This window comes from Propioniferax innocua (genome assembly GCF_006716235.1).
GTDB classification, from domain to species: Bacteria; Actinomycetota; Actinomycetes; order Propionibacteriales; family Propionibacteriaceae; genus Propioniferax; species Propioniferax innocua.
The window spans coordinates 546,412-571,071 of the sequence record NZ_VFOR01000002.1 but is presented as its reverse complement, the minus strand read 5'-3'; the positions used below and the strand labels follow the sequence as shown (position 1 = coordinate 571,071).

Genomic DNA, 24,660 nt, shown 5'->3' with positions numbered 1-24,660 from the left:
GCCCGGCCGGTGCGGTCTCATCCAGCCGTGCACCTCCGGTGGGTCGGGGCCTCCTTGGGTATGGTGCGAGGATGCCCCTGTCAGACGCCGCTGACGCCGGACGGTACCGCTCCGAACCAGAAGCGGTCCGGGTACATCCCGACGTCCTCATCCCCCTCTCCGATGGAACTGAACTCGCAGCGCGCATCTGGCGTCCGGTGAGCGCCGACCACGCCCCGGCCCCCGCGGTGTTGGAGTACATCCCCTATCGACGCGGGGACGTGACCGCGCACCGCGATCACACCATCCATGCAGAGTTCGCGAGAGCGGGCTACGTGAGTGTGCGGGTCGACCTCCGCGGCGCCGGTGATTCGACCGGGATCATGACCGACGAGTACTCCGAGACCGAGCTGGCCGACGGGCTGGAGGTGTTGAGCTGGATCGCCGCACAGCACTGGTGTGACGGTCAGGTCGGCATCATCGGCAAGTCCTGGGGCGGATTCAACGGCCTCCAGATCGCAGCGTTGCAGCCACCGGAGCTCGCAGCTGTCATCAGTATCTGTTCCACCGACGACCGGTACGGCGGGGATGTGCACTACCACGGGGGAGCGATCGTCGCCGATCAGATGCTCCCGTGGGCAGCCACCATGTGGGCCTACAACGCGCGTCCATCCGATCCTTCGATGGCCGGTGAGCAATGGCGTGAGGACTGGATCCGGCGTATCGACAGTGCGCCGGTGAACATCGAGACGTGGCTCGGCCATCAGCGTCGTGACGACTATTGGAAGCATGGGTCGGTGGGGGAGGACCTCTCTGCGATCAAGGTGCCGGTACTGGCGGTGGGTGGACTCCTCGATCAGTACCGTTCGACGCCTTTCCGGTTGCTCGCACACGCCGACACCGTGGTGCACGCCCTCGTGGGGCCATGGACACATCACTATCCGCATCAGGGGGTGCCGGGCCCGTCGACGGATTTCATCGCCGAATCGATCCGCTGGTGGGATCACTGGATGGCCGGTGTCGACAATGGTGTGGATGTCGAGCCGCGGCTGAGGGTCTGGATGCCTGATGCTGCCCCGGTCGGAACCGACCACGAATACCGACCGGGACGATGGGTGGCGGAGCAGGAATGGCCCTCGCCGCGCGTGAAGGAGGTCACGCTCGACGGCACCGAGGCCGTTCGGGCCGGACCCCGTGGAATGCGCAGCACCGAGCAGATCGGCTACGCGGCCGGACGTTGGCTGCAGTTCGGCGACCCCGCGGGACATGCCTTGGACCAGCGTGCTGATGATGCGCGCTCCAGAACGTTCGACTGGCGGGTGAACGATCCGGTGGAGGTGCTTGGGATACCGCGTGTCCGGCTGCGGGCGAAGAGTGATCAGGACACCGGGGTGCTGGCGATCCGGCTGTGCGATGTGGCGCCGGATGGCACATCGCGTCTGGTCACGATGACGCTGTGCAACCTGACCCATCACTCGTCCCACGAGCACCCCGAGCCTCTCGTCCCCGGGGAGCCGGTGGATATCGATGTGCCGCTGTTGGCCATCGCACATCGGTTCGAGCCCGGGCACTGGATCCGACTCAGCGTCTCATCGAGTCTCTGGCCCCTCATGTGGCCGACGAAGGAACACGCGACGATCCGTCTCGATGGGCACCCGGAGCTGACGCTCCCCACGCGAGACCTTGGGCCCGGTTCGCCGCGGGATGTGTGGGAACAACCGGAACTGGAGTTGCCACCCGAGCCACCGGGCACTCCCATCGACGCCGGGGCGGCCCCGATGGAACGCATCCTCACCCATGATCTGGTACGTGGCACCGTGGAGCTGCGCAGCAAGAGGGAGATCTGGCAGACCGATCTCTCCGATGGCCTCTATTACCAGGCCGTCGAGGAGGATGTGTATGAGCGTGACATCAACGACACATCCAGCCCACGTGTCGAGTGTCTGCGTCTGATCCGGTACCGACGCCCCGCGCCGCCGGGTGCCGCGGTGCGGGAAGCGGCGGATTGGGACATCGAGTTGCAGACGCGCAGCACGATGTTCGGTGATTCATTCAAATTCACCGTCACCAACGAACTGGCCGCCTACGAGAACGGCCGACGCATCCACACGCGTCGCACCAGTGCGGACATCCCGCGGGACCTGGTCTGACGCCTGCGGCCGCGTCGGCCGTCCGGTCACGTGGTGGAGATCAGCTCTGCTCGGGGGCCGATCGGATCAGTTTGTGCATCGCAGCTTGGGCGCGCGGACGCACGACCATGCGGTCGATGTTGACATGCCACGGGCGCGATGCGACCCAGCGGATGCACTCGGCGATGTCCTCGGCCACCAGCGGACCCTCGACACCCTCGTACTCCTTGTCGGCTCGTTCCTGGTCGCCGTCGAAACGTGTCAGGGAGAATTCGTCGGTCTTGACCAGGCCGGGCACGATCTCGCAGATGCGGATCGGCTCACCGGCGAGCTCCAGACGCAGCGAGCCGGCGAGCATCCGTTCGGCGGCCTTGACGCCGCAGTAGCCGCCGCCGCCTTCGTAGGCGGTCTCTGCGGCCACGGAGGTGACGAAGGCGATCTGCCCCTCAGCCGTGCGAAGCGCCGGCAACAGGGCTTGGGTCACGCGTGCGGCTCCCATGACATTGGAGTTGTACATGCGTTGCCAGAGTTCCAGATCTGTTTCGGTGAGAGGGTCCTTGCCGAGGGCGCCGCCGGCGTTGTTCACCAAGAGGTCGACGCGGTCGCCGACGGCCTTGGTGAGGGAGGCCACGGCGCTGGGGTTCGAGACATCGCACGTGACGGCGGTACCCCCGATCTCGGCGGCGAGGCTTTCGATGCGTTCGGTGCGGCGGGCCACGCAGAACACGTGGAAACCGTCCTTGGTGAGGGCTCGTGCGGTGGCGGCTCCGATGCCGCTGCTGGCTCCGGTCACTACTGCGATGGGTTTTGACATGGGCACAGTCTGGCAAACATGGGCGAGCCGTAGGCTTGGGGTATGACCGCACGATTGATCCTGCTCCGCCACGGCGAGAGCGAATGGAACGCCAAGAACCTGTTCACCGGCTGGGTGGACGTCGATATCAACGAGAAGGGCGTCGGAGAGGCGCAGAAGGCCGCTGAGCTTCTGAAGGGCGAGGGGCTGTTGCCCGACGTTCTGCACACGTCGCTGTTGCGTCGCGCGATCCACACCGCGAACATCGCACTCGATGGTTGCGACCGGCATTGGATCCCGGTGCGACGCTCATGGCGGCTCAACGAGCGGCACTACGGTGCGCTCCAAGGCCTGGACAAGGCCGAGACCCGCGAGAAGTATGGCGAGGAGCAGTTCATGACGTGGCGTCGTTCGTACGACACCCCGCCCCCGGTTCTCGACGCCGACGCCGAGTACTCGCAGTTCCATGATCCCCGTTACGCGGACATCCCCGAGGAAGAGCGTCCCCGCACCGAGTGTCTGGCCGATGTCGTGGCACGCATGCTCCCGTACTGGGAAGCATCGATCGTGCCCGACCTGAAGGGCGGCAAGATCGTGATGATCGCGGCGCACGGAAACTCGCTGCGCGCTCTTGTCAAACACCTTGACGGCATCTCCGACGCCGACATCGCGGGCCTCAACATCCCCACCGGTGTTCCACTGCTGTACGAGCTCGATGACGATATGAAGCCCACCACGCCGGGCGGACGCTACCTCGACCCCGATGCCGCCGCAGCATCGATCGAAGCGGTCAAGAACCAGGGCAAGAAGTAAGTCAGCTGCTCGACCAGGTCGCTCGGTCGTCCTTTTCGCCGGTCACCACGAAGGCGACGCGACGGCCGAGCGACACGGCATGGTCGGCGATGCGCTCGTAGTAGCGCCCCAGCAGTGCCACGTCGACGGCAGCCTCGACGCCGTGTGCCCAATCGTCATTCAAAAGGGTGCGGAACTGGTCGCGGCGCAGCTCGTCCATCTCCTCATCGATGGTGGCGAGTTCGGCGGCGACAGCAACATCGCGGGTACGCAATGTGTCCCCGGCCTTGGCGATCATCTGGTCGGCCAGCTTGGCCATGCGCTCGAAGTTCGGCTGCAGGTCATCGGGTACGGCCCGCTCGGGGAAGCGCATCCGAGCGATCTTGGCCACATGCGCAGCCAAGTCGCCCATGCGTTCCATCGCGGTGACCATGCGCAGCGCCGAGACAACGGTGCGCAGATCACTGGCGATCGGAGCCTGCCGGGCCAGGAGGGAGAAGCACCGCGACTCGATGTCGTTGTGGGCTTCGTCGATGCTCTCGTCCTCGCTGATGACCTGTTCCGCCGAGCGGATGTCCGCTTCGAGAAGGGCTCGCGTACCCGTGGAGACGCTGGTGCGCACGAGGCCTGCCATCCGTACGAGGTCGTCGACCACGTCGTTCAGATCATCGTGATAGGAGTTGCGCATCATCATCCTTCATCGTCGAGGTCCGGCCCTGCCACACGCGCCACGGATCGAAAGGGCGACCAAGGTCGAACGGGCAGTGTGTCACACCGTATGCGCGCTGTTTGGAGCATGCCCCACCGAGACGTGAACGTGACGTGAACAGTATCTGAACGTCGCGCGTGCCCGGGGCCATGGATCGCAGGCCGTGTGAGGCGGAACTAGGGTGAGTCGAATGGCGTGGATTCTCGGTGTGCTGATCGGGCTGGTGCTGGGAGCAGCGTGCGCCGTCATCGTCATGAAACGGCGTCGGGCTCTGGAGCCGCCGCCCACGGAGAACGAGCCTGTGGACGTGCTTCCGGAAGGGCTGGCCGAAGTCGTCTCGGTGCTGCGTTCGGCAGTGATCGTCGTCGATGCACATGATGCCGTCCGGCTTTCGACGGTGCCGGCCCGCAATCTGGGGTTGGTGCGTGACAACCACGTCGCCGTGGATGTGTTGCTGGAGTTGGCCCGTGAAGTACGCCAGGCCGGGGAGATCCGGACCACCGAGCTGGAGCTGCGTCGTCCTCAACGAGCCCCGTCCACTGTGCTGTCGGTGCGCGTTGCGCCCGTGGCCGATCTGGTGCTGATCCTCGCCGATGACCGGACCCAGGCCCGACGCGTCGAGGAGACTCGCCGTGACTTCGTCGCCAACGTCAGCCATGAACTCAAGACGCCGATCGGGGCGATCTCTCTGCTCGCCGAGGCCGTGGAGGGCGCTGCCGACGACCCGGAGGCCGTGCAGCGATTCGCCTCGCGGATGCAGGTCGAGTCGGCCCGGTTGTCGGAGCTGGTGGCCAACATCATCCAGCTCTCTCGACTTCAGGCGCACGAGCCGATGACCGAGGCGTCGACTGTGGACGTGGATCAGGTGCTGGCGGTGGCCTCGGATCGGCGACGTGTCGACGCCGACCAGCGGGGGATCGCGTTGGTCATCGCGGGGGAGCGGGGGTTGCAGGTCACAGGTGATGCCGAGCAGCTGACTGTCGCTGTGGCCAATCTGGTGGAGAATGCGGTGATCTACTCCGACTCCGACGGGCGAGTGGTGCTCTCGGCGCGACGCGTGGACGACTTCGATGAGCAGGGAATCGAGATCAGCGTCTCCGACTCCGGCGTCGGCATCGATCAGTCCGAGGTGCAACGGATCTTCGAGCGCTTCTACCGGGTGGACTATGCACGCAGCCGTGACACCGGGGGTACGGGCCTTGGGCTGGCCATCGTCAAGCACATCGTGGGTACCCATGGTGGCGAGGTGACGGTGTGGTCCAAGCCGGGGCAGGGATCGACGTTCACTCTGCGGCTGCCCGAAGCAGCCGAGGATCTGGTTGAATCGGACGATGAGAGCGGTTCCGAGCCCGCCCGGGATCGGACGGCACAGGAGTGGGAATGACGCGTGTTCTGGTGGTGGAGGACGAGGAGTCCTACCGCGAGGCTTTGAGCTACATGCTCCGCAAGGAGGGCTTCGATGTCATCGAGGCCGCTGACGGAGATCAGGGCCTGAGTGAGTATGACCGCAATGGCGCAGACATCGTGTTGCTCGACCTGATGATGCCCGGCCTGCCCGGTACCGAGGTCTGTCGACAGCTGCGTCTGCGGGGCACCGTGCCGGTGATCATGGTCACCGCGCGCGACTCGGAGGTCGACAAGGTGGTGGGCCTCGAGATCGGTGCTGATGATTACGTCACCAAACCGTTCTCACACCGCGAGTTGCTGGCCCGGGTGCGGGCGGTGCTGCGTCGTGGACAGGATGTCGAACTGGTTCCTGACGTGGTGGAGAGTGGCGGTGTCCGCATGGATGTGGAGCGGCACACCGTTGCGGTCGACGGCAAGGACGTCCGACTCGCGCTCAAGGAATTCGAGCTGCTGGAGATGCTCCTGCGCAATGCCGGGCGCGTGATGACGCGAGGCCAGCTCATCGACCGCATCTGGGGAGCCGACTATGTGGGGGACACCAAAACCCTTGATGTCCACGTCAAGCGGCTCCGCTCCAAGATCGAGCCGGATCCGAGTAAACCGCGTTATCTGATCACCGTGCGCGGGTTGGGCTACAAGTTCGAGGGCTGATCGTTACGCTGGGCCCAGATCGATCAGGAGGCCCTATATGTCCGACGACATCACGATCTTCAGCGGAAGCGCCCACACCGAATTCGCGCAGGAGATGTGTGACATCCTGGGCGTTGAGCTGAATCCGGTGAACATCACACGTTTCAGCAATGACTGCCTGCAGGTCCAGCTGCGCGCCAATTGTCGGCAGCGTGATGTCTACATCGTTCAGCCCCTCGTGCCGCCGGTGCAGGAGAACCTCGTCGAACTTCTGTTCATGCTCGACGCCGCCCGTGGTGCGTCCGCGAGCCACATCACCGCGGTCATCCCGCACTTCTCCTACGCGCGTTCGGACAAGAAGGACGCGCCCCGCATCTCCATCGGTGGACGCCTGGTTGCCGACCTGCTCCAGACGGCGGGTGCGACGCGCGTCATCACCATGACGCTGCATTCGGAGCAGGTGCACGGGTTCTTCTCGATGCCGGTGGATCATCTGACGGCGGTGCGTGAACTGGCCGACCATTTCAAAGGTCGTGACCTGTCGAACACCGTGGTCGTCTCGCCCGACTTCGGTTACGCGAAGGTCGCCTCGCAGTTCGCACGACTCTTGGGTGTGGAGGTGGCTGCCGGGTCCAAGCGGCGTCTCGCCGACGACAAGGTCGTCATCGACCGGATCGTCGGTGACGTCGAGGGCCGCGATGTGATCGTCATCGATGACGAGATCGCGACAGGTGGTTCCATGATCGAGCTGCTGGAGCGGCTCCGGGAGTACAAGGTTCGGTCCATCGCGATCGCGACGACTCACGGGTTGTTCACCGGCAAGGCGGTCGAGCGTCTCAACGCTCAGCCCGATGTGACCGAGGTCGTCTCCACCAGCACGGTCCCCTTGACCCCCGAGCGGCGCCCGGATCGGCTCTCGGTGCGTTCGGTTGCACCCCTGTTCGCCGAGGCCGTCAAGCGCCATCACCTCGGTTCGTCGATCAGTTCACTCTTCTCCGACGAGGTCACGCACGGCTGAGCCCGACGCCTTGCTCCACCTTGACGTTGCGCCGGTCAGACGCGGCGTCACGTCAAGGTGGGGTGCGTGCTGGCGTGGGTCAGGGGTTTTCGACCTCGACCGGAGCGCTCGGCGTGTTCTCGGGGAAGTTGTCGTAGTTGGACTTGCTGCCGTCCACCACGGGAACCTGCACTGTTGCGGGCTCGCCAGTGGCGAAGGTGATGGTGAGTTCGGTGAGGAGGCCGGGCTCCATGTCGCTCGAGGTCACCTTGACGTCCTGGCCCTCGAAGTTCATCGGCTCATCGGCCTTGAGCGTGAAATCTGCACCGCTGACCTTGAGCTCGCCGAGGGGCTTCCCCTCGACGTCCAGGGCCGTGCCCTCGATGGATTCCAGCTTCGTGTCGATGGGGGAGATGACCGCGCCGGCGAGCACGGCGTCGCCGCCTTCGTCCTGCACGATCATGAGGTTGCGGATCTTGATGGGGACCTGCGTCGTGTCTGCGGGTGAGTCGGCCTCGGAGGGGAGGATCTCCACCGGGACACCTTCCGACGGGGTGTACTGCTCCAAGGACTGGAAGTCATTGACGCGCATGCACGCGGTGCCACCCAGCAGGACGCCTGCTGCAACGGTGCCGATCAGGATCGGACGCAGACGCTTCAACACATCCATCGGAGACTCTCCTTGTTCGCTCACTGCGAGATGACTCACTGCGCGGTTCGGGACATTCGGGCCCGGGCCACGTGGATCCGGACTGTGGAACACGATGCTCGCACAGGGTGGACCCGCCCGCACACTACCTGTTTCGTCTGGCCTTTGCTGCATTCGGCCGAGGGTAAGACGGAATCGTGATAAACTGGGCAGCCGGGAAAGGGGATCAAAAGAATATGACCTTTACTGTTGGCGAGACCGTTGTGTATCCCAATCATGGGGCTGCTGTCATCGAAGAGATCGAAACCCGGACCATCAAGGGCGAGGACAAGCTCTACCTCGTTCTTCGGATCGTCGGCCAGAATGATCTGGTCGTCCGCGTCCCGGCCTGCAACCTCGATCTCGTGGGCGTTCGTGATGTCGTGGATGCCGAGGGGCTCAAGGAAGTCCTCGAAGTGCTGCGCAAGCCCAAGGTGGAGGAACCCACGAACTGGTCGCGTCGTTACAAGGCGAACGTCGAGAAGCTGCATTCGGGTAACGTGCTGAAGGTTGCCGAGGTCGTCCGTGACCTCTGGCGTCGGGAACGTGACCGTGGTCTCTCGGCAGGGGAGAAGCGCATGCTCGCCAAGGCCCGTCAGATCCTGACCTCCGAACTCGCTCTTGCGAAGAAGGTCGATGAGGAGAAGGCCGAGGAAATGCTTGACGAGGTTCTCGCGTCCTGAATGATGTGCATGTGAGCACACAACAGGAGAAGTACTCAGTGAAACCGGCCGTCGCCCTTGTGGCGGCGGCCGGTTCTGGTACCCGCTTGGGGGCGCCAGTGGTGAAGGCCCTCGTGGAGGTCGCCGGACGCACACTCGTCGCCCGATCGGTCGATGCGCTGGCTCGTGGAGGTGTTGACGAGGCGGTTGTGGTGGTCCCGGCGGGACTGGAGAGGGCCTTCGCCGACGCACTTGCCGACGCGCCGGTCTCGGTGAGACTGGTGACCGGTGGCGCCGAGCGTCAGGAGTCAGTGGAGCGTGGCCTTGCCGCGGTTCCTGCCGATGCGATCGTTCTCGTGCATGACGCCGCTCGCCCGTTCGTGCCGGTCGATGTCGTGGCGTCGGTCATCGACGCGGTGCGTGGTGGGGCCGTGGCCGTGACGCCGGTGATCGCCTTGGCTGACAGCGTCCGCATGATGCAGGACGGGGCGTCAACCGTGGTGGATCGGTCCGCGTTGCGTGCGGTGCAGACCCCGCAGGGTTTCGACGCCGGCGTCCTGCGGGCCAGCCACCGAGCAGCAGTACAAGCCCGACGCGTCGTGACCGATGATGTCAGCGTCTGTGAAGCGGCTGGCCATCCGGTGACGCTCGTGGCCGGATCGCGTCGGTCGTTCAAGATCACCGACCCGTTCGATCTGGAGATCGCCGAGGCCATCGCCGGGGGCTGAACGCCAGCCCGGGCGTCTTCGTCTGTGGCCTGAATCGGATCGTGCGTCCGGCCAAGGAGGCTTCAGCGCACGTGTGCTTCGGGGGCGACCCAGCTGTTGCAGGTGCCCACGCCGGTGGAGTTGAGGCCCTGGCGCATCCAGTAGTCGCGGGTGTCGGAGTGCGGGTGTGTCGACTCGATCGTCGGGTCACCGCTGCCGACATCGGCGCCGCCGGCCTTGGTTGCGGCGATGATGTTGTCGAACTCATCGTTGGTGATGTTGCGGGAGAGGGCCATCGCCGAGAGTGCCATGCCGGCCATGCAGTCTGCCTGGGTCTCGGAGCGTCGACTCATGGTGAGAGCCTCACGTTCTGTGACCTGGCCGGCCTCGTACTGCCACGCCAAGCCGATGTTGACGCGGGCCTGCACCCCATGCGCGAACTCGTGCGCCATCACCATGTCGAGCACCATGGGCTGCCCGTACTCGGGAACCTCCTTGGACAGCTCGGTGGACCAGTACACCTCTTGGTTCGCAGGGCAGTACAGAGCATTCGGCCCCATGGTTTCACCGCTGTTGCAGGGGGTCACCACCGACTCACCGTAGACGTTGGCGCGGGGGCGGACGAGTTCGTACTCGGTGCCGGCGAACGCCGGGTCCCAGATGGCCATGAGACACCCATTGAGCTGGTCGATGTGTGCCTCCAGCTCGTGGTCTTCGGCTGCATGGGCGTCGATGGGTTCCATCTCACAACGCACCGGGGAGGCGATCTGCTGTGCGTAGAGACTGTTGTTCTCCAGCAGTTCGTCCACAGTGTCATCGAGCTCGGGCTCGGGGAGGGGAGCCGGGTTGTTGGTGGCCGGTGCGGGAACGTAGCCCTCGTTGGCGTATTCGGGGCCGCTCAGCGCGTTCAACGTCGCGACGATCGCGATGATGGCGACCACCGCGAGAGCGCACAGCCCGAACAGCGGCGCCATCTTGCCGCGCCTGCGGGGCGGCGGAGCGCCGCCGGGAGGCTGGTGCTGGCCGAACTGGCTCTGGCCGAAATGACCTTGACCGAATTGGCCTTGGCCTCCGGAGTTGAACCCTCCCGGCGTCTGATGTCCGTAAGGGCCTGCACCGGCGGGGTGGCCCGCGCCCTGGGGGAATCCTCCCTGCCATGGCGCATTCCCGGGGGCGGTTTGGCCGTGGTGGGGCTGCTGGAAGCCCCCTCCATGCCCGGGGTTACCGAAGCCGGCATTCCCGAAACCGGGGTTGCCGAAGTTGCCGTTGTTGAATCCGTTGCCGTTCCCCCATGCGCTCACGCGGGAGATGGTAGCCCTTCACAGGGGCTGGTGCGGATCTTGGCCGCCGGCATCGGCGGAGCCGCTGAGGTGGAAGTCGCCGTGCCGCGAGAACGTTCCGAACGGCGCCCAGCATGTGTTCGGTGGTTCAGTCGGCGATGGCGTCTGCTGCCTGACGCAGGACCAGAGCAGTGGCCATGGCCGCGATTCCCTCACCGCGCCCGGTGAGGCCAAGCCCGTCGGTGGTGGTGGCCGAGAGACTGACCGGGGCGTTGATGGCGTCCTGCATGGCCTGCTGGCACTCTTCGCGGACCGGGCCGATACGAGGACGGTTGCCGATCACCTGCACCGCCACATTGCCGATCCGCCAACCGGCCTCGCGAACCATGCGAGCGGTCTCGGCCAACAGCGCGGCCCCACTCGCGCCGGACCACTCGGGACGACCGGTGCCGAAATTCTGGCCGAGATCGCCCAGCCCAGCGGCAGAGAGCAGGGCATCACAGGCCGCATGTGCGGCCACGTCGCCGTCGGAATGGCCAACCGGTCCCACATCGTCGGGATGCCGGACGCAGGCGACCATCATGGGGCGACCGGTTTCGAGGGCATGGACGTCGACGCCGATGCCGGTACGGAATTCGGGCACGTTCGCGCTCATGCAGGTGATCCTACGAGGTGGAGAACTCCTACCAGGTCGCGCGCTGTTCCGACGGGTTCGGTGTTCCTTCGTAGCTTCTACGAAGGTGTTCCCAAGACCGGGGACGTCGTGGCCGCCTACTGAGTGCACCGCGAGTCCACTCGATCACCCCGCCACCTCGTGCTGGACTTCTCCGGCCGGGGTGGCGTTCGTGTGTGCGAAGATGCCTGATGTGATGACGCGAATGACCCACGTGGGCCGACTCCTGACTGTGTTGCTCCTGGGCTTGGGGGCCGCCTTCACCGTTCAGCCCGCCCATGCCGCCGAAGCCATCGAGGCGTACGAGGCGAAGACCATCGTGGAACCCGACGGTGCGTTGCGTGTGACCGCCACGGTCACACCCGGTGAGGCCGGGCCCGAGCAGTTCGAACAGACCTTCACCCTGCATGAGGAGATCGCCGACCTGCGCGAGTACCGCTACATGGTCGAGAACGTGGAGATCACCTCCGATGGTCGGCCCTCGGGCGAGGTGACGAAACAGGATTCCGACGTGCTGACCGCCACCATGCGCTCACGTGATGGCAAGCCGATCCAGCTGAGCTACGTGGTGCGTGGCGCAGCAACCAGGGACGAGGGCGGGGCGACGCTCGTCCATTGGAACGTGCTGCAGGGACTCGACGTCGGCGTCACCGACTTCCGCGGGCAGCTGGTGATCCCCGCCATGTTCCAGGACTTCAAGTGCAATGCCGGAGCCCCCGGCGGGCAGGCGAGTTGCCGTGCCGCGCAGGGATTCCCGCAGATGGGTGGGAGCCCTGAGTTCCTCGACGGTCCGCGGGCCGCCGGGGAGGTCGTGGGCTTCCGGATGCTCTTCGATCCTGCGGCCGTGGCGCCCAACGAGATGATCGTCGAGCAGTGGTCGGTGGGGCGGGCCTTCCGCGCCAGCGGGTGGCCGCTGGTGGTGGCACTGTCGACGCTCCTCGTCGGCGTCCTCGTGCTGTACCTGTTGCATCGTCGCGCCGGTGCCGATGAGGATTCTCGGGGAGAGGTCGAGCGGATCGCCGAGTTCAAGCCCACCGGTGAGGGCGAGAGCATGTTCGTGCTGCGTCAGGAGATCCGCCCCGGTCAGGTGGGGACGCTGGCTGATGAACGCGTCGACCCGGTGGACGTCACCGCGTCGGTCATCGACCTTGCGGTACGTGGACACCTGCGGATCCGTGAACTCCCGCGGGAGGGGCGCTTCAGCGGTGGTGACTGGGAGATCGAGCGTCGCGATGACGCCGATGACGCAGAGCTCCTGCCCTACGAGAAGGCCTTGCTCGATGGCCTGACGCGTGAGGACGGTGCGCCACTGCGGGTGTCGCAGATCAGCGAGGTCTCCGGGGTGATCCCGCAGGTGCAGTCTTTGCTCTATGACGAAATGGTGCGACAGGGCTGGTACGAGTATCGCCCCGATGCCACCCGAAATCGTTGGTCGGTGGTGGCTGTGGTCGGCGCCGTGGTCGGCATCGTGGGAACCGCCGTGTTGGCCGCGTTCACATCGTTCGGTCTCACGGGCCTTGCAGCTCTGGTGGTGGCTCTGGGGCTGGCCTATGTGGCCACCGAGATGCCGGCGCGCACGGCCAAGGGCTCGCGGGCCCTGCAGGGGCTCGCGATGCTCGGCAGCGAGCTTCGTGCCCATGACACCGACGAGATGCCCAAGGGACGCGAGTATGCCGAGCTGTCGAAGGTGCTGCCCTATGCGATCGTGTTGGGCGGCCGTGAGCGGTGGCTGAAGGCGATCGTGACCGCCGATGACGATGACGATGCCGACCCGGTAGATCTCGACTGGTTCCACGCTCCAGACGACTGGCACCTCAGAGATCTGCCCGACTCACTGCACAACCTCGTGGTGCATCTGGAGGGTGAACTCTTCTCGCGGTGATCGGAGCCTGCGGCGATTCAGCCGGGTGCCATCTGCGGGCACCGGCCTCGAAGCCTGACCAGGAGGGAACGGCCCGGCACCGCTCCACTTGATGGCCAGGGCGCAGAAGCAATGATCAGGGCGCAGTAGCAATGGTCAGGGCCGCACCCCGTTCGGGATGCGGCCCTGACCATGTTGGGTTCTGTTGTGAATCAGTTGTTGTGCGTCATGTCCATGGGAACGACCCACTTGTCGAAGTCGGCTTCGGAGACCTCACCGGAGGCCAGTGCCGCTTCGCGCAGCGTCGTTCCTTCGGCGTGGGCCTTCTTCGCGATGGTGGCGGCCTTGTCATAGCCGATGTGGCGGTTCAGGGCCGTCACGACCATCAGGTTGCGGTCCAGGTTGTGCGCGATGACCTCATGGTCCGGTTCGATTCCCTGGGCACAGTGTTCATCGAAGCTGACGCAGGCGTCGGCGATCAGTCGGATCGACTCGAGCACGGCGTGGGCCATGACCGGCTTGTAGACGTTGAGCTGGAAATTGCCCTGCGTCCCGGCGAAACCGACGGTGGCGTCGTTGCCGAAGACGCGGGTGGCGACCATCGTCATGGCCTCACACTGGGTGGGGTTCACCTTGCCCGGCATGATCGAGCTGCCCGGCTCATTGGCGGGGATGAGGAGTTCGCCGATGCCGTTGCGTGGGCCGGACGCGAGCCAGCGCACGTCGTTCGCCATCTTCATGAGCGCGCCGGCGAGCGTGCGCAGGGCAGCGCTGACGGTGACCAGGGCGTCGTGGGCGCTGAGGGAGGCGAACAGGTTCTCGGCCTGACGGAACTCCAGCCCGGTCTCCTTGGAGATCTCCGCCGCGCAGGTCTTGCCGAACTCGGGATGTGCGTTGAGACCCGTGCCCACTGCCGTGCCGCCGATGGCGAGATCACGGGTGGCGGTATCGGCCTCACGGACCCGCTCGAGGGCGAAGTCGATCTGCGCGACCCATTCACCGATCTCCTGGCCAAGGGTGATGGGGGTGGCGTCCTGCAGATGTGTGCGACCGACCTTGACGACGTCGGCGTATTCCTCGGACTTCTTCGCAAGGGTGTCGCGCAGCTGCTTGACCGAGCCATACAGACGCTCGTTCAGCTCACACACCACAGCGATGTGCATGGCGGTGGGGAAGGTGTCATTGGAGGACTGGCCGCGGTTCACATGGTCGTTGGGGTGAACCGGGTCCTTCGAACCCTTCTCGCCCCCAGCGAGTTCGATGGCGCGGTTGGAGATGACCTCGTTGGAGTTCATGTTCGACTGCGTTCCCGAGCCGGTCTGGAACACCACCAGCGGGAAGTGATCGTCGAGTTTGCCTGCGATGACCTCATCGGCGGCCTGCACCACGAGGTTCCCGACTTCGCTCGGGAGCTCGCCCAGCGCGGTGTTCGCGGCGGCGGCCGACTTCTTCAGGACGCCCAACGCGTGGACCATGGCGCGGCCCCACACGAAGGTGTCACGGCCGATATCGAAGTTTCCGAGCGAGCGCTGCGTCTGTGCGCCCCAGTAGCGGTCGGCGGGCACGTCAATCGTGCCCATGCTGTCGCGTTCAATGCGGGTTTCCATAGCCAAGTTCTAGCACGCGACGCTTCGCCGGGGTGCTCTGGGTGGTGCCCGGAGGGCGGCGTCAACAGGGATCGATGGATGAGGCCCTCGGGCAGGGGCTGCTCGGCTCAGTGGCCGGATGGCGGCGGAGCCCCTGCCGGTGTGCCTTGTGGGTTGGACTTCGTTGACTCGCGGGCGGTGAACCACCACACGATGGCACCACTGAACAGTGCGATCCCGCCGATGATGAACAGGATCGGGGTCAGGATGCGTGGTGGCATGACGCTGGTGGCGCTGATGGTTCCCTTGAACTCCTCAGGGTCGGTCCACGTGACGGTACGGCCCTCCACCGTGGATGAACCGCTGTTCTCAAGCACCTCGCCGGGGAACGTGACGCTGAACCGGACCGATGTTTCGGAGAATTCTGGAGGCAGCTCCACGTCTTCGGGAATGCCCAGGGCCTGCCAGTCGAGCTCCTCGGGCAGGCCGAGAGACTTGATGGGTTCCTTGAGGGTCAGGATCAGCTTGCCGTCGGCGCGTTCGAGCCCGCTGCCGTCGGAGATCTTGAAGGCCTCCGCCGGGATGGGCCCGGATGCACGGCAACCGGCGCGACCGTTCTCGACGTAGGGGTGGAGCTTCTGGCCGAGCACCATGATCGGTTCACAGACCGTCAGGGGCTCGAGCTCGAAGCTCTCCACCTTCGCCGGGAGCGACACATCCACATCGACAGATGCGGTGTGCTCATCCCACAGCCACACACCCAGATTGGTGTTGATGCCGCAGCTGGTGAGCAGCAGCGTCAGCGTGGTGACGAGCAGGGCCGCGATGGAGCGCCGAAGGCGCATCGCTCAGAGCTCCAGGCCGGGGTACAGCGGGTGGGCGTCGAGAAGTTCGTCGGTGGCGGACTGCACGCGATCGGCCACACCATCGGCGATCGTGTACTTGGCCTTGCCCGGTTTGCCGGTGGATGCGGTGACCGGCTCGGTGTTCTGCAACACCTCCACCATGAGTTCGGCGATGCGGTCGAAGTCATCGGCACCGAAGCCACGGCTGGTCAGGGCCGGGGTGCCCAGACGGATGCCGGAGGTGTACCAGGCACCGTTCGGGTCGTTGGGAATCGAGTTGCGGTTGGTCACCACGCCCGAATCCAGCAGGGCCGACTCCGCCTGACGCCCCGTGAGACCGAATCCGGAGACGTCGAGCAGAACGATGTGGTTGTCGGTGCCACCGGTGACCAGGCGTGCACCACGCTTGAGGAAGCCTTCGGCGAGTGCTTTGGCGTTGTCGGCGACGTTCTGTGCGTAGGTGCGGAATGTCTCGGTGCGGGCCTCGGCCAAAGCGACGGCCTTGGCCGCCATCATGTGCGAGAGCGGGCCGCCGAGCACCAGCGGGCAACCGCGATCCACCGACGGGGCGTACTCCTCGGTGGCCATGACCAGACCGCCACGCGGGCCGCGAAGTGACTTGTGGGTCGTGGTGGTCACGACATCGGCGTGGGGGACGGGGTCTTCGTCACCGGTGAACACCTTGCCGGCCACGAGACCGGCGAAGTGAGCCATGTCGACCATCAGCGTCGCGCCGACCTCGTCGGCGATCTCACGCATCTTGGCGAAGTTGATCCGACGCGGGTAGGCCGAGTAGCCGGCCACGAGAACCAGCGGCTTGAACTCGCGGGCGAGGGCGGCAACGGCGTCGTAGTCGAGCAGGCCCGTTTCGGGATCGGTGCCGTAGGAGCGCTGGTGGAACATCTTGCCCGAGATGTTGGGCCGGAAACCGTGGGTGAGGTGACCGCCGGCATCGAGGCTCATGCCGATGAGGCGCTGTTCGCCGAACTTGCGGCGCAGCGTCTCCCACTGTTCCTCGGTCATCTGATTGACGTTCTTCAAACCCAGATCGGCGAGTTCGGGCTGCTCGATGCGGTGGGCGAGGATCGCCCAGAAAGCGGTGAGGTTGGCGTCGATACCCGAGTGCGGCTGCGCGTAGGCGTATTCGGAGCCGAAGAGCTCGCGGGCGTGTTCGGCGGCGACGTCCTCGACGGTGTCGACGTTCTGGCACCCGGCGTAGAAGCGGTGGCCGACGGTGCCCTCGGCGTACTTGTCGGAGAGCCAGGTGCCCATGGTGGCGAGCACCGGGAGCGACGCGTAGTTCTCAGAGGCGATGAGTTTCAGGGAACCTCGCTGGTCGGTCAGCTCAGCCCGCGTCGCATCGGCGATACGCGGCTCGACCTTCGCGACCTCATCGAGGATCGTCTTGTATGCACTGCTGAGGTTCTGGTTCGTCTCGGACACGCCACACACTCCTTCTGGTCTGCGTCGGTGAGTCTAGTCGACCGGTACCCACAGGCGTCAGACCGCAGCCGATCATCGATGGTGGCCCAGATCGTGCCACCGGGGGCATTGAGGCTCGGCCATCCAACTGGGCGGGCCATGTTTATCTTCAGCGCCTTGAGCTTCGGGAGACCAAGGTTCTGGGAAGGGTTAAGACGGATGGGTGCCTGGCACGTGCCGAGCTCGACGCGGACTTCGTGCCCTCACCCACACCGTGTTGACTCGACGTGGGCTGACCCCTGCGGCCGGTTCCGGTGCGTTTGAACAGCCTGTGAGCGGGGATGAGACCGCACCTTCGATTCGGTCGCGTTCACTGTGTGGAGTCATTCCGCCAGCGTCTGGGCCAGCTCCTGCACCACCGGACGCAGATGCGAGATCCATTCCTTGACGCGCGTCCCGGGTACTTCGTGAGGAAGTTGGCTGACCCGGATGGTGAAGATCGGGCGCTGGTGCTCGTCGGGAACGGGCATGACGATCGAGCCGATGGAGTAGGTCGCGTCATCGTCGATCTCCTGGGCCTCATAACCCACAGCGCCCCGTGCGATGGCCTCGCTCAGTTCCCGCTCTTCGGCCGGAGTGAGGTTTCCTTGGGCGAAGCGTTGTGCCGCAGCCGCCATGGCTTCGTACGAGGAACGTCCTCCTTGGGGCAGGAACGACGCCAGGTAGCCATGCTTCCGACAGAACTCGATGCGGCCCCAGAAGAGATCTCGCTCGTGATCCTCGAGGCGGGGGCCTCGGCTGAGCCATTCCTCCACGTCCTCGTCGGAACCCCCGGCCACGTAGGTGTCACCGATCGGGGGAATCATCGGCACGCGCTCGCCGAGGTCATCAGTCGCGTTGACGCACGCGCCCTGCGCTGTCGCCACGGCCACGAGTTCATGGGGGCTCAGTGCTGCCATGAGCTGCACCTGCCCGCCGAGTTCGGTGGCGACGCGTTCGAGGATGCGTCGTGCACGCGCGCCGCGTCGCACCGGGCCCACATTGTCGCCATCGACTCGGGCCACGAGCGATTTGACCATGAAGCGCCCGTAGCCTCCCTGGAAGAAGATCAGGGGAGGGGAGGCGTCGCCCACCCCGAGATCGAGCACCTGGCACATGGCGATCCAGTGATCGCCGGCTTCGATGGTGTCGCTGATTCGTACATCGAGCCAGGCCAACGATCCGGTGAGGATGGGGGCCCCGTTGGGGGAGTACTCCCATTCGACGCCGTCGAGCTTGTTCTCCCGGCGGCTGGCGATGAGACGCCCGAGCTTCTCCTGATCGCCGGTGAGGACGTTGACGCACACCGAAGCACACCTGCTGAGTTCCTGGAACGTGCGGGAGCTCTTCATCGGCAGGAACGCCACCAGCGGTGGCTCGATCGACACCGATGTGAAGGTTCCCACGACCATGGCGAGAACCTCGTCGGATTCGGAGATCCCGGTGACGATCGTGACGCCCGTCGGGTAATGACCCAGGACATTTCGGAACTTCGCGGGATCGATCTGGGGGACGCTCTGCTGCACTGCAATGCTCCTTGAACTCGACATGTGTCGGTCACGCTAAGCGTGCTCGAGCCCGGCGCACAGCCCCAGAAACCTTTAGCCCGACCGTTCTTGGGGTAAAGGAATCACCGATTCCGCAGCGCGTTCGGGCTCTCTAGCTTGTGTGGCACGGACTCGGCAGTGCCGCCCTCCGCACTTGGAGTGGCCGTGCTCATCGGGGTCTGGAACCACAAAGGAGTGCGCTATGAACAAGACTTTGCTGGCCCTCGCGTCAGCCCTGGTCGCCGCAGTCCTGGTCCTCAGCGGGTGCGGTGCTGGGGGAGGCGATGGCAAGGACGTTCGCCTGACCTTCCTCACCGCCTTCCCCGAGAAGGGCCAGAACAACGACGGCTTCTGGATTTTCGTCGAGGTGCTGAAGGAGAAGGCGCCATGGATCGAGGTCGATTACCGGGGCGGGCCGGAGGTGGTCTCGCCGACCGACCTGATCGAAGGCGTTTCAACCGGAGCCTATGACGGTGGGCATCTGCCGGGTGACTATTACGCCGGACAGATGCCGTTGATGGATCTGCAGCGGTTCACGCCCTATTCGCCCATGGAAGAGCGCGAGAACGGCGTGTATGACCTTTTGGCCACCGCGCATGAAGAGATCGGCGTCCACTATCTGGGGCATACGCATGCAGGTGTTCCGCAGGCGCTCCTGCTCAAGGACAGGATCGAGTCACCGGACCTGACCGGGCGTTCGATCCGCGGCTCATCGGCAGCCACCAGCATGATCACCTCGCTGGGCGGCACGCCTGTCGACATGCCTGGTGACGAAGTCTTCACCGCACTCGAACGTGGGGTCATCGATGGAACGGTCTGGGCCTCGGTGGGTCCGTCGACGTTCGGTTTCCACACCGAGGTCGGGTACTACGTGGAACCGCGCTGGTACGAGTCCTTGGCGAACACCGTCATCAGCCTCGACACCTGGGAGGCCTTGGATGACCGTTCACGACAGGCATTGACCGAAGCCATGATCGAAGCCGAGCCGAAGATCTTCGAGCATTACCAGAAGCTCTCGGAGCAGGAGACCGCTGCCTGGGAGGAAGCCGGCATGGAGCGGATCGAGTTCACCGACGCCGACGCCGAGAAGATGATGCAGATCGCCTATCGCGACTCCTGGGATCAACTGGACTGGAAGCGCATCGCCAGCAAGTCCCCCGAAGCCGCTGAGTTGCGACGCAAGTACGAGGAAGGCTACGGCGAGGATCTGTCCGAAGCCGTCCCCGGTCGAGCACGGATCGAGGCCGCGTCATGAACATGAGAGATGAACGGCATGAGGCGGAGAACCCGAACGTCGCGGAGGAGCTGGGCACGCTCGAGGTCGAAGAGGCCGATGACTCCCGCGTGTGGACGCTCGCGCTGGTGCCGGAGTGGCTCGGCGCTGTCGTCCTCATGGTGCTGACCATGGCGATCACCGTGGGTGTGATCGCGCGTCTGACCGGTCACGCGATCACCGGCATCGTGGAGCTGGCCGGGGCCTCGATGGTGGTGATGGTGATCCTCGGCACCGCTGCTGTGGCGATGCGTGACGGTCACGTACGTCTTGAGGTCATCGATCCACTGCTCACCGAGAAGTCGCTGAAGGTGGTCAACCTCTTCAGCCTCGGCGTGCAGATCGTTGTCAGTGCCGCCCTCTCCTGGGCCTGTTGGTTGACCTTCCTCAAGGACGTCGACCGTGGCACCACACTTCCCGGTGAGCTGGCCTTCCCCCGGATGTACGTCTCAGGCGTGGTCGCGGTGTGTTGCATCGTCCTGCTGCTTTCACTCATCCGCCGCCTGATGACCGATGTGCGTCGTCGGCACACTTCCGTACTCGCGAAGGACGCGAGTGCCACCACTGACGTCAAGGGAGACGCGTGATGGATTGGCCCCTGTTCTTGGCTGCCTTCATGGGCGCCCTCATTGTGCTGCTTCTGCTGAGAGTTCCTGTCGCCTTCGCCATGATCGGCGTCGGGATCCTCGGAGCCCTCGTCTCCTTCCCGCGTGTTTCGGCTGCCATGAACCAGGTCGGCCTCAGCGTCATGGGAAGCGTCGACAGTTTCGTGTTCACCGCGATCCCGCTGTTCGTGTTCATGGGTGAACTGTTGTTCCGCGGACGTGTCGCTCAAGATGCGCTGGCCGAGATCGCTCGCGTCCTTGGGCGTCTCCCCGGCCAGTTGGCGATGGTCTCGGTCGGCGGAGGTGCGCTGTTCGGCCTGCTCTCGGGATCGACGCTCGCCAACACAGCGCTGTTCGGCAAGACGCTGCTGCCTCAGATGCAGGAGCGTGGATATGACGATCGTCTGGCCATGGGGTCGATCCTGGCCTCGGGTGGGTTGGCCATGGTCCTGCCCCCGAGTGCTTTCGCCATCCTGTGGGGCGGTATCGCCGAAGTCCCGATCGGGCCGCTGCTGGTGGCCGGCATCATCCCCGGAATCCTCATGGCCACCGGCTACGCGGTCATCGTCGTGGCCTGGGCCAAGCGGGGAGGAGCGGGGGATCGCGACCTGCCGCCCCGACGTTCCTTCGGCCAGGTGATGAGCGACGGGGTGCGCTACGCGCTGCCTCCCGGTCTGCTGGTGGGCCTGGTTCTGGGCATCATCTTCTTCGGTTTCGCCACGCCCACCGAGGCTGCGGCCATCGGCGCGGTCGGCACCGTGGTGCTCAGCGTCATCCTGCGTCGCATCTCGGCCAAGGAGATCTTCCGTGCCGCCGTGGCCACGATCCAGACGACCGTCATGATCTTCATGATCGTCCTCGGTTCCAACCTGTACAGCCAGCTCATGAGCTTCAACGGTGCGACCCGTGGCGTGGTGGAGGCCGTGACCGGATCCATCACCAATGGTGCGGTGATGCTTCTGGTCATCATGCTGATCGTGCTGGTCCTGGGCGCCTTCATCGACCAGGTCTCGATCATGCTCGTCTCGGCGCCGCTGTTCATGCCGTTGGTGGAGCACTTCGGCTGGGATCCGGTCTGGTTCTCGATCCTGCTCATGATCAATCTGCAGATCGCGAACACCACACCGCCGTTCGGCATGAGCCTGTTCGTCATGAAGGGAGTCGCGCCCAAGACCGCCATGTCGACGCTCTACCGAGCCGCACTCCCATGGATCGGCTCGGACCTCGTGGTGATGCTCCTGATCGCAGCGGTGCCGTCGATCGCCCTCGTACTGCCCAACCTCATGGCTGGCACCTGATGCCAGCACACCTCATGGGTCAGGGCGGCAGCCCTGATCCGAAAGCGAGCTCCTTCAGCATGCGGACGCGCAGATGCCACCCGATGTGGATCGGGAAGGATGTGAGGCCCCGGAGGTCTTCGGCGAAGAGATCATCGACGAATTGGTCGCCGCACAGGAGCGGGGATTGCGCGATGGTCCGGGCTTCTTCGATCACCGGGCGGCTGACGCCTCGGCCTGTCGCCGTGGCGTGCTGGCCCGCATGGCTGAATCGGCTCGCCATGTGCAGGGCATGGAGGTGCCGCCCATGACGACGGAATGGCGCTTGGTTGGCAACGACGAGTCAGGTGCACCAGCGAACAGGTGGTGAAGGAGGCACGATGCAGGGTTATCCGTGGAATGGCAGTCCAACGCTTCGGGAAACGCTCACGAAGGTGGCAGGAGGGACGCCCGCGGCGTCGGTGTATGCCGACGCGCGGGCACGCATCGAGGAGTGCGAACCGCAACTCTCTGCGTGGGCCGCTCTGGATTCTCGTGCGACCTCACGCGCGGAGGAGCTCGATGCTCGACCCGTCTCGAACGTGCTGCCGCTTCGTGGCGTGCCGGTCGGGGTGAAGGACATCATCGACGTCGCCGGGTTGCCGACACGTTGTGGCTCATCGGTCACGTCCCCCGACCCGGCCGAGCTTTCGGCCGCCTGCGTCGAACGGTTGGAGCAGTGCGGCGCGGTGGTGGTCGGCAAGACCGTCACGACCGAATTCGCCTACTTCAAACCCGGCCCGACGAAGAACCCCTGGAACACCGGCCACACCCCGGGCGGTTCCTCCAGTGGTTCGGCGGCTGCGGTCGCGTCGGGAATGGTGGCTTTGGCGCTGGGGACGCAGACCGCAGCATCGCTCATCCGTCCCGCCGCCTACTGCGGGATCGCCGGCCTTGTCATGGGTCGGGGAACCGCGGATCTCACCGGAATCACCGGGCTGAGCCCCAGCCTGGATTCGCTGGGTTTCATGGCGCGCACCGTGGAGGACCTCCGCATCGCTCACGCTGCCTTCACCGGAACCGCCCCCGTCGACGCGGGCACGGCACCACTGCTTGTGTGGAACGGCAGCGATCTCGCCGACCTCGACCCGGCGATGCGGGCGGCCCTTCGGCGTCTGCCCGAGTGGCTCGATGGTTGGGACGTGACCGATTTCGCCCACGACGACCACATCACGACGCTGGCCGCCGACCATGCGGTGATCATGGCGTACGAGGCGGCACGGGAGCGTCGGAGGGAACGGGAGAATCACCTCGCAGATCTCAGTGTGCCACTGGCCGAACTCCTCACCGGAGGAACGCAGATCAACGAGGACGACTACTGGGGAGCCGACTATCGTTGTGGACGCTCCCGTGGGGACCTCGCCGAGGTGCTGCAGGGGAAATTCATCATCGGCCCCGCCGCTCAGGGGCCCGCACCTGCGGGACTGGAGGCCACCGGGTCACCCATCATGAGCAGGCCGTGGCAGGCGCTGGGCTTTCCGACGGTGGCCGTGCCCGGTCTCGTCACCGATTCCGGGCTGCCCCTGGGGCTGCAGATGATCGGCGCACCGGGCACGGAGGATGCCCTGCTCGCGGCGGCCATGCGCGTCGAGGAACGGCTCCGTGGGCAGCCACCGGTGGCGTCGGCCATGCCATGACGCCGGGAAAGGACGCGAGAACCATGCAGACGATCGACAGCACCGAGAACACCACGAGGGAGCGAACCATGTCCGAGCAGCCGTTGAATCCACGCCCGACCAATCACCACCGGATGTTCCTCACCTGCTACGAGGACACCTTCGGCTACGGCTGGCACCACGTGGACCTGTTCGTTCACGATGAGTTCGGCCGCGAGGTGAACTGGGTGCATTGGGGAGTGGCCGAGGACGGGCCGGACGCCGCAGACCGATCCATCGACAAATATGAGCCCGAGCTCGAGCGCACCACCGAGTGGGAAGCGGCCACGAGCCCTGCGGGGATGCGGTATTGGACGGCCGAGGCCCGATGGCGAGACGCAGCCTGAGATGTCCGGTGTCAATGTGGTGTCGGGCGTCAGTGGGATGTCGGGCGTCAGTGGGATTTCTGGGGTGAACGGCGCAGAGCAGGTTCCGGCCGCGCGCCTGTACGTGGTCGATGACGACGCCGCGGTCTGTGAGTCGGTCTCGTGGCTGCTCGCGAGCGTCGGGGTGGAGACCACGATCTTCCACAGCGGCGGTGAGTTCCTGGAGCACTACCAAGGGGACCACCCCGCGTGCGTCATCCTCGATGTGCGCATGCCGCAGATGAGCGGAACCAGGCTCCAGCAGGAGCTGGCGGCCTTCGCGCCGCACGTGGCGATCATCTTCGTCTCGGCGCATGGGGACATCAAGATGTCGGTGCGTTCCATGCAGCGCGGCGCCATCGACTTTCTGGAGAAACCGTACGAACCGCAGTACTTGCTCGACGTGGCGCAGGTGGGTCTCGACAAGGCCCGCACCATGTACATCGAACATGTGCAGCGTGAGGAGCTGCAGCGACGCCTCGACACCCTCACACCTCGGGAACGCGAGATCCTGACGCTCGTGGTCCAAGGGCTTCCGAGCCAGAATGTGGCGCGCCGGTTGGGGATGAGCGTCAAGACCGTGGACGTCCATCGCACACGCATCAAGAGCAAGACCGATGCGGACTCGATCAACACCCTGGTCCGCGACATCCTGCTCTACCGCCCTAAAGGATTCTTCAGCTGAGGGTGGAGAAGTTCC

24 protein-coding genes are annotated in these 24,660 nt (G+C 65.2%); 14 read left to right on the top strand and 10 right to left on the bottom strand.

The genetic code is table 11. From position 1 onward, the window contains the following. The first annotated feature begins 71 nt into the window (after window positions 1-71). On the top strand, window positions 72-2,129 hold the full coding sequence (locus FB460_RS09395) for a CocE/NonD family hydrolase (protein ID WP_142093880.1): 2,058 nt from the start codon (window positions 72-74) through the stop codon (window positions 2,127-2,129). A 40-nt stretch (window positions 2,130-2,169) separates the two neighbouring features. Here FB460_RS09395 and FB460_RS09390 read toward each other — a convergent pair whose 3' ends face one another. Continuing rightward, window positions 2,170-2,922: an SDR family oxidoreductase gene (locus tag FB460_RS09390; protein WP_142093879.1), complete on the bottom strand. Its 753-nt coding sequence runs from the start codon at window positions 2,920-2,922 to the stop codon at window positions 2,170-2,172. A gap of 42 nt (window positions 2,923-2,964) precedes the next feature. On the opposite strand from FB460_RS09390, the gene FB460_RS09385 reads away from it, so the two are divergent. Next, window positions 2,965-3,714, top strand: a complete 750-nt coding sequence (locus FB460_RS09385) for a phosphoglyceromutase (RefSeq protein WP_142093878.1) — start codon at window positions 2,965-2,967, stop codon at window positions 3,712-3,714. Window position 3,715: 1 nt separating this feature from the next. Here the strand turns inward: FB460_RS09385 and phoU are convergent, their stop codons facing one another. Next, window positions 3,716-4,381: a phosphate signaling complex protein PhoU gene (phoU, locus tag FB460_RS09380; RefSeq protein WP_142093877.1), complete on the bottom strand. Its 666-nt coding sequence runs from the start codon at window positions 4,379-4,381 to the stop codon at window positions 3,716-3,718. Between the two features lie 211 nt (window positions 4,382-4,592). Between phoU and FB460_RS09375 the strand changes: the two genes are divergently transcribed. From FB460_RS09375 to FB460_RS09365, 3 genes are read left to right on the top strand one after another with little or no spacing between them, the layout of a single operon-like run. Further along, entirely contained in the window at window positions 4,593-5,786 is a 1,194-nt protein-coding gene (locus tag FB460_RS09375) for a sensor histidine kinase (protein ID WP_142093876.1), read from the top strand. Continuing rightward, window positions 5,783-6,460 (top strand): response regulator transcription factor, encoded by a 678-nt coding sequence (locus FB460_RS09370; protein ID WP_142093875.1) that lies wholly within the window; start codon window positions 5,783-5,785, stop codon window positions 6,458-6,460. Before FB460_RS09375 ends, FB460_RS09370 begins: the two co-directional genes overlap by 4 nt. Before the next feature lie 37 nt (window positions 6,461-6,497). Continuing rightward, window positions 6,498-7,457 carry a ribose-phosphate diphosphokinase gene (locus tag FB460_RS09365; protein WP_142093874.1) on the top strand — a complete coding sequence of 320 codons (960 nt, stop codon included), beginning with the start codon at window positions 6,498-6,500 and terminating at the stop codon, window positions 7,455-7,457. A gap of 79 nt (window positions 7,458-7,536) precedes the next feature. Here the strand turns inward: FB460_RS09365 and FB460_RS09360 are convergent, their stop codons facing one another. Continuing rightward, the gene (locus tag FB460_RS09360) at window positions 7,537-8,106 is read right to left on the bottom strand and encodes a hypothetical protein (protein ID WP_142093873.1); all 570 of its coding nucleotides are present in this window, start codon (window positions 8,104-8,106) and stop codon (window positions 7,537-7,539) included. A gap of 215 nt (window positions 8,107-8,321) precedes the next feature. Between FB460_RS09360 and FB460_RS09355 the strand changes: the two genes are divergently transcribed. Beyond that, window positions 8,322-8,807: a CarD family transcriptional regulator gene (locus tag FB460_RS09355; RefSeq protein WP_142093872.1), complete on the top strand. Its 486-nt coding sequence runs from the start codon at window positions 8,322-8,324 to the stop codon at window positions 8,805-8,807. An 11-nt stretch (window positions 8,808-8,818) separates the two neighbouring features. Continuing rightward, complete coding sequence (ispD, locus tag FB460_RS09350; RefSeq protein ID WP_211345933.1) at window positions 8,819-9,514, top strand: 2-C-methyl-D-erythritol 4-phosphate cytidylyltransferase; 696 nt, start codon at window positions 8,819-8,821, stop codon at window positions 9,512-9,514. 62 nt (window positions 9,515-9,576) lie between these two features. Here the strand turns inward: ispD and FB460_RS09345 are convergent, their stop codons facing one another. Beyond that, window positions 9,577-10,794 (bottom strand): neutral zinc metallopeptidase, encoded by a 1,218-nt coding sequence (locus FB460_RS09345; RefSeq protein WP_142093871.1) that lies wholly within the window; start codon window positions 10,792-10,794, stop codon window positions 9,577-9,579. A gap of 127 nt (window positions 10,795-10,921) precedes the next feature. Beyond that, the gene (gene ispF, locus FB460_RS09340) at window positions 10,922-11,428 is read right to left on the bottom strand and encodes a 2-C-methyl-D-erythritol 2,4-cyclodiphosphate synthase (protein ID WP_142093870.1); all 507 of its coding nucleotides are present in this window, start codon (window positions 11,426-11,428) and stop codon (window positions 10,922-10,924) included. Window positions 11,429-11,642: 214 nt separating this feature from the next. Here ispF and FB460_RS09335 point away from each other — a divergent pair, with 214 nt between their 5' ends. After that, on the top strand, window positions 11,643-13,328 hold the full coding sequence (locus tag FB460_RS09335; protein WP_170210030.1) for a DUF2207 family protein: 1,686 nt from the start codon (window positions 11,643-11,645) through the stop codon (window positions 13,326-13,328). Window positions 13,329-13,519: 191 nt separating this feature from the next. On the opposite strand, the gene fumC is transcribed toward FB460_RS09335, so the two are convergent. The 4 genes from fumC to FB460_RS09315 all read right to left on the bottom strand — a co-directional run bounded on the left by fumC (window position 13,520) and on the right by FB460_RS09315 (window position 18,725). Beyond that, window positions 13,520-14,914 carry a class II fumarate hydratase gene (fumC, locus tag FB460_RS09330; RefSeq protein WP_142093868.1) on the bottom strand — a complete coding sequence of 465 codons (1,395 nt, stop codon included), beginning with the start codon at window positions 14,912-14,914 and terminating at the stop codon, window positions 13,520-13,522. 107 nt (window positions 14,915-15,021) lie between these two features. Further along, a complete protein-coding gene (locus tag FB460_RS09325) occupies window positions 15,022-15,738 on the bottom strand; it encodes an LppM family (lipo)protein (protein WP_142093867.1) in 717 nt (238 codons plus the stop codon). Window positions 15,739-15,741: 3 nt separating this feature from the next. Continuing rightward, window positions 15,742-17,181 carry a glycine hydroxymethyltransferase gene (locus FB460_RS09320; protein ID WP_211345932.1) on the bottom strand — a complete coding sequence of 480 codons (1,440 nt, stop codon included), beginning with the start codon at window positions 17,179-17,181 and terminating at the stop codon, window positions 15,742-15,744. A gap of 362 nt (window positions 17,182-17,543) precedes the next feature. After that, window positions 17,544-18,725 carry a flavin reductase family protein gene (locus tag FB460_RS09315; protein WP_170210029.1) on the bottom strand — a complete coding sequence of 394 codons (1,182 nt, stop codon included), beginning with the start codon at window positions 18,723-18,725 and terminating at the stop codon, window positions 17,544-17,546. A 223-nt stretch (window positions 18,726-18,948) separates the two neighbouring features. On the opposite strand from FB460_RS09315, the gene dctP reads away from it, so the two are divergent. The 3 genes from dctP to FB460_RS09300 are packed head-to-tail and all read left to right on the top strand — an operon-like array spanning window position 18,949 to window position 21,922. Next, window positions 18,949-20,001 (top strand): TRAP transporter substrate-binding protein DctP, encoded by a 1,053-nt coding sequence (gene dctP, locus FB460_RS09310; protein ID WP_211345931.1) that lies wholly within the window; start codon window positions 18,949-18,951, stop codon window positions 19,999-20,001. Continuing rightward, window positions 19,998-20,606 carry a TRAP transporter small permease gene (locus FB460_RS09305; protein ID WP_142093864.1) on the top strand — a complete coding sequence of 203 codons (609 nt, stop codon included), beginning with the start codon at window positions 19,998-20,000 and terminating at the stop codon, window positions 20,604-20,606. Before dctP ends, FB460_RS09305 begins: the two co-directional genes overlap by 4 nt. Next, a complete protein-coding gene (locus FB460_RS09300) occupies window positions 20,606-21,922 on the top strand; it encodes a TRAP transporter large permease (protein ID WP_142093863.1) in 1,317 nt (438 codons plus the stop codon). The genes FB460_RS09305 and FB460_RS09300 overlap by 1 nt, the downstream gene beginning before the upstream one ends. A 19-nt stretch (window positions 21,923-21,941) precedes the next feature. On the opposite strand, the gene FB460_RS09295 is transcribed toward FB460_RS09300, so the two are convergent. Next, window positions 21,942-22,184 carry a hypothetical protein gene (locus FB460_RS09295; RefSeq protein ID WP_142093862.1) on the bottom strand — a complete coding sequence of 81 codons (243 nt, stop codon included), beginning with the start codon at window positions 22,182-22,184 and terminating at the stop codon, window positions 21,942-21,944. 97 nt (window positions 22,185-22,281) lie between these two features. On the opposite strand from FB460_RS09295, the gene FB460_RS09290 reads away from it, so the two are divergent. Genes FB460_RS09290 through FB460_RS09280 form a run of 3 tightly spaced genes read left to right on the top strand, consistent with a single transcriptional unit; the run spans window position 22,282 to window position 24,645 of the window. Beyond that, window positions 22,282-23,577, top strand: coding sequence for an amidase (locus FB460_RS09290; protein ID WP_142093861.1), 1,296 nt, complete (start codon window positions 22,282-22,284; stop codon window positions 23,575-23,577). Window positions 23,578-23,600: 23 nt separating this feature from the next. Further along, complete coding sequence (locus FB460_RS09285; RefSeq protein ID WP_211345930.1) at window positions 23,601-23,942, top strand: hypothetical protein; 342 nt, start codon at window positions 23,601-23,603, stop codon at window positions 23,940-23,942. A 1-nt stretch (window position 23,943) separates the two neighbouring features. Beyond that, on the top strand, window positions 23,944-24,645 hold the full coding sequence (locus FB460_RS09280) for a response regulator transcription factor (protein ID WP_246044349.1): 702 nt from the start codon (window positions 23,944-23,946) through the stop codon (window positions 24,643-24,645). Window positions 24,646-24,660 lie beyond the last annotated feature (15 nt).